The organism is Rhizobacter sp. P2_H2, assembly GCF_056403375.1.
In genome coordinates, this window is the sequence record NZ_JBFUFP010000422.1 from 1 (window position 1) to 4,401 (window position 4,401).

The window sequence follows — 4,401 nt, forward strand, 5'->3', positions numbered from 1 at the left end:
AGCGRGGTCCACGTGAAGACGGGCATCTTCATCATCGACATGCCGGGCGCGCGCATCTTGACGATGGTGGCGATCAGGTTCACGCCCGACAGCAGCGTGCCGACCCCCGCGATCTGCAAGGACCAGATGTAGTAATCGACCCCCACGTCAGGGCTGTACGCGATGCCCGACAGCGGCGGGTAGGCCAGCCAGCCGGTGCGCGCGAACTCGCCGACGAACAGCGAGGCCATCACGAGGCCGGCGCCGAAGGTGGTCATCCAGAAGCTGAAGTTGTTCAGGAACGGGAAGGCCACGTCGCGCGCGCCGATCTGCAGCGGCACGACGAAGTTCATCAGCCCGGTGACCAGCGGCATCGCGACGAAGAAGATCATGATCACGCCGTGGGCGGTGAAGATCTGGTCGTAGTGGTGCGGCGGCAGGTAGCCGAGGTTCTCGCCGAACGACACGGCCTGCTGGGCCCGCATCATCACCGCGTCGGCGAAGCCGCGCAGCAGCATCACGAGGCCCAGGATCACGTACATGATCCCGATCTTCTTGTGGTCGATGCTGGTGAACCATTCGCGCCAGAGGTAGCCCCACAGGCGGTAGCGGGTGAGCAGCGCCACCATGCCGACGCCGCCCAGGCAGACGGCGACGAAGGTGACGAGCAGGATGGGCTCATGGAGCGGGATCGCGTTCCATGAGAGGCGGCCGAAGACGAGCTTCGTCAAATCGAGGTGATCGAGCATCGGTGCGACTCAGTTCTGGGTGCTGGCGTTCTGCGCGGCGCGCAGAACGGGTTGCGTGCCGGTCGGGTCGGCCACCGTGCACAGCGCGGCGGCGACGTAGTAGGTGCGGGGCGTGGCGCCGTTGGCGTCGGAGGTGTGGCCTTCTTTCTCCTTGACGCCGTCGATGCCCTGGCGGCCGAGGCCGCCGCCGGYGTCGATCGCCATCATCTCGGACATGCACATCTTCGAGGTGTCGACGCAGCGGTTCAGGATGGCGTCGTACAGGCCCGGCGCGAAGCTCGCGTAGCGGCGCACCGGCTCGCGCTCGCTCGGCTTCTCGAGCTGCAGGTAGTCGGCGCGGGTGAGCTCCTTGGCGTCGGCGCGGGCGGCCTGCACCCACTTGTCGAACCCGGCGTTGTCCACGCCGTGGAAGCGAAAGCGCATGTGCGAGAAGCCGGCGCCGCTGTAGTTGGCCGAGAAGCCTTCGTAGTCGCCCGGCTTGTTGATCACCGCATGCAACTGGGTCTGCATGCCCGGCATCGCGTAGATCATGCCGGCCAGCTCGGGGATGTAGAACGCGTTCATCACCGATGACGCGGTGATCTTGAACTGGATCGGCCGGTCGACCGGCGCGGCCAGCTCGTTGACGACGGCGATGCCTTGCTCGGGGTAGATGAAGAGCCACTTCCAGTCGAGCGCGACCACCTCGACCACCAGCGGCTTCACGTCGGCGGTGACCGGGCGCTTCTCGTCGATGCGGCTCAGCGGGCGGTACGGGTCCAGCGTGTGGGTGCTGATCCAGGTGATCGCGCCCAGCGCGATGATGATCAGCAGCGGCGCCGCCCAGATCACCAGCTCGAGCTGCGTGGAGTGGTCCCAGTCGGGTTCATAGCGGGCCGCGCGGTTGGAAGCGCGGTAGCGCCAGGCGAAGGTCACCGTCAGCGCGATCACCGGAACGATGATCAGCAGCATCAGCCAGGTGCTGACGATGATCAGCTTGCCTTGCTGGGCGGCGATGTCGCCGGAGGGGTTCAGCAACACGGTGTTGCAGCCGGCCAGCAGCCCGGTGAGGAGCAGGGCGGGGGCCAGCAGGAGCCGTCGGCTCAGGGGCTGTTTGTGGGGTGGCATGCCAGGTTCTGGTAGGAGGGGCGCGCAAAATGCTTCCAACCGGCGCCCGATGGGCCGAGAATCTACGTTCAACGGCCCGGCTCGGGCATTGGACGTTTTGTCCTATCGCCTCCGGAACCCGGCCGTGGGAACCTCCAAGGTGCTCAAGACAATGCCCAAGACAGCGGACTGAAGCTTCATGACGACTTCCTCTCTGGATCCGAAACATCCGCATCCGACGACCGAAGACATCGGTCGAGACACCCGCCGGCTGCATGCCGCCCATGATGCGAAGGTCGCGCCCGGCGAGATCGCCATCGGCGTGATCATCGGGAGGTCATCGGAGTATTTTGACTTCTTCGTGTTCGGGATCGCGGCAGTGCTCGTGTTCCCGTCAGTGTTTTTCCCGTTCGAAAAAGGCCTCGAAGGCACGCTGTGGGCCTTCACGATCTTCTCGTTCGCGTTCATCGCGCGCCCGATCGGCAGCGTGATCTTCATGGCGATCCAGCGGCGCTACGGGCGCGAGGCCAAGCTGACGATCGCGCTGTTCCTGCTCGGTTCGTCGACCGCCGGCATGGCCTTCGTGCCGGGCTACCAGAGCATCGGCTTCACGTCGATCGTGCTGCTGTCGATCTTCCGCGTCGGCCAGGGGCTGGCGCTGGGCGGCGCCTGGGACGGCCTGCCGTCGCTGCTGGCACTGAACGCGCCGAAGAACCGCCGCGGCTGGTACGCGATGCTCGGCCAGCTGGGCGCGCCGATCGGCTTCGTGATCGCGAGCGGGCTGTTCGCCTTCCTGTACGCGAGCCTGAGCTCCGAGGATTTCCTGACCTGGGGCTGGCGCTATCCGTTCTACGTGGCGTTCGCGATCAACGTGGTGGCGCTGTTCGCGCGGCTGCGCCTGGTGGCCACCAATGAATACGCGAAGCTGCTCGACGCGCACGAGCTCGAGCCCACCAGCGTCGGCGAGCTGGCCCGCACGCAGGGCTCCACCATCGTGATCGGTGCGTTCGCGGCGCTCGCGAGCTATGCGCTGTTCCACATCGTCACGGTGTTCCCGCTGTCGTGGATCAAGCTGTATTCCACGCAGTCGATCAGCGAGTTCCTCGCGGTGCAGATGGTGGGCGCCGGCATTGCCGCGCTGGGCATCATCGCGTCGGGCAGCATTGCCGACCGGTTCGGCCGCCGCACCACGCTGGGCACGCTGGCCGCGGCGATCGGGGTGTTCAGCGGCTTCGCGCCGACGCTGCTGGGCGGCGGGCCGCTCGGGCAGGACGTCTTCATCCTGGTCGGCTTCGCGCTGCTCGGGCTGTCGTACGGCCAGGCGTCGGGCGCGGTGACGTCCAACTTCGAGACGCAGCACCGCTACACCGGCGCTGCGCTCACGTCCGACCTGGCCTGGCTGGTCGGCGCGGGCTTCGCGCCGCTGGTGGCGCTGGGCCTGTCGGCGCACTTCGGCCTCGCGTACGTCAGCGTCTACCTGTTGTCGGGTGCGGCGGCCACGCTGATCGCGCTGAGCGTCAACAAAGCGATGGAGATCAAGGACTCCGCGGCCGGCTGAGCCGGGCCGAGGCGGCGAGCTGAGCCTCCAGCGCCGCGAGCGTTGCCCGCATGCGCTCGCCCATCGCGATCTGCGGGTTCGAGTAGCCGTCGGTCTTGCCGGCTTCCTTCTCGCGCTGCTCGATGCGCGTGCGCGCGGCGGCATGCGCCTCCTCGAACGACCAGGTCGTGCGCATCCCTTCGTCGTACATCGCGCGGCCGAAGAAGGTCAGCGGCGAGCGGCGGCCGCAGCCGTACGAGGTGTGGTCGGCATCGGCCGCGGTCATCACCAGCGTGTCGGGGTCCGAGAGCGGCGCGATCCAGCTGCCCGAGAAGCAGGCCGACACCGAGATCACGCGGTGGCGGATGCCCGCCGCATCGAGCCAGCCCTTCAGCATCGCCGGCGTGACCGAATCGACCTCCAGCGGCCAGAACGACGACGCGAGCTGCCCGTCGCGTGCGCCGTGCGAGGTGAGGTGCAGGAACAGCACGTCCTCGTCGCGGTCCATCAGCGCGGCCATGCGCGTGATCGCGCGCTGCAGGTTCACCGGCGTGGCCCACGGGAATGCGGCCGGGTCGTCGTGGTGGCTGACCAGCTGCAGCGCGCGGCCGGCGCTGTCGAAGCGGGTCGTCATCACGTCGGTCACCATCGCGCTCTCGCGGCGGAACACCTCCTCCTCGGCGTCCGGCGCAAAGGTCAGCGTGTAGACGTCGATCGTGCCCTTGCGCTGCGACGCGATGGCCTGCAACTGCGTCTGCAGCAGCTGCGATTGCTGCTCGACCAGCTCCTGCGTCAGCTTGAAGCGCGGCGCATCGTCTTCGCCCTCGGCGGTTTCGGCACGGGCCGGGTACCAGTAGGTGGCGCGGTTCAGCCATTGATTGGCCACGAGCACCGCTGCGACGACCAGGAGCGCGCCCAGGCGCGGCGCCAGCCGCGTGCCGGTGCGCCACAACAGCACCGCCTGCGCGAGGAACAGCCAGCCGAGCGCGAGCCACCACAGGCCCCACGCCAGCCAGCCGCCCGCGCCGGCGCTGCCGTACACCCCGCCGC

General features: G+C 67.9%; 4 protein-coding genes. 1 reads left to right on the forward strand and 3 read right to left on the reverse strand.

Features of this window, described 5'->3' with window-relative positions; all coding sequences use genetic code 11:
• Both AC1D15_RS19475 and cyoA read right to left on the reverse strand, forming a co-directional pair.
• The coding region (locus tag AC1D15_RS19475) for a cbb3-type cytochrome c oxidase subunit I (RefSeq protein ID WP_477827278.1) at positions 1-728 on the reverse strand (728 nt) is incomplete at its 3' end.
• 9 nt (positions 729-737) lie between these two features.
• Entirely contained in the window at positions 738-1,835 is a 1,098-nt protein-coding gene (gene cyoA / locus AC1D15_RS19480; RefSeq protein WP_477827279.1) for a ubiquinol oxidase subunit II, read from the reverse strand.
• Between the two features lie 178 nt (positions 1,836-2,013).
• On the opposite strand from cyoA, the gene AC1D15_RS19485 reads away from it, so the two are divergent.
• Positions 2,014-3,372: an MFS transporter gene (locus AC1D15_RS19485; RefSeq protein WP_465112429.1), complete on the forward strand. Its 1,359-nt coding sequence runs from the start codon at positions 2,014-2,016 to the stop codon at positions 3,370-3,372.
• Here the strand turns inward: AC1D15_RS19485 and AC1D15_RS19490 are convergent.
• Positions 3,350-4,401: C13 family peptidase (locus AC1D15_RS19490; protein ID WP_477827280.1), on the reverse strand; the 1,052-nt coding region annotated here is incomplete at its 5' end. The genes AC1D15_RS19485 and AC1D15_RS19490 overlap by 23 nt on opposite strands.

Bases quoted from the DNA above. Each gene is read 5' to 3' on its own strand.
- AC1D15_RS19485 (WP_465112429.1), top strand. From the start codon at position 2,014: ATGACGACTTCCTCTCTGGATCCGAAACATCCGCATCCGACGACCGAA.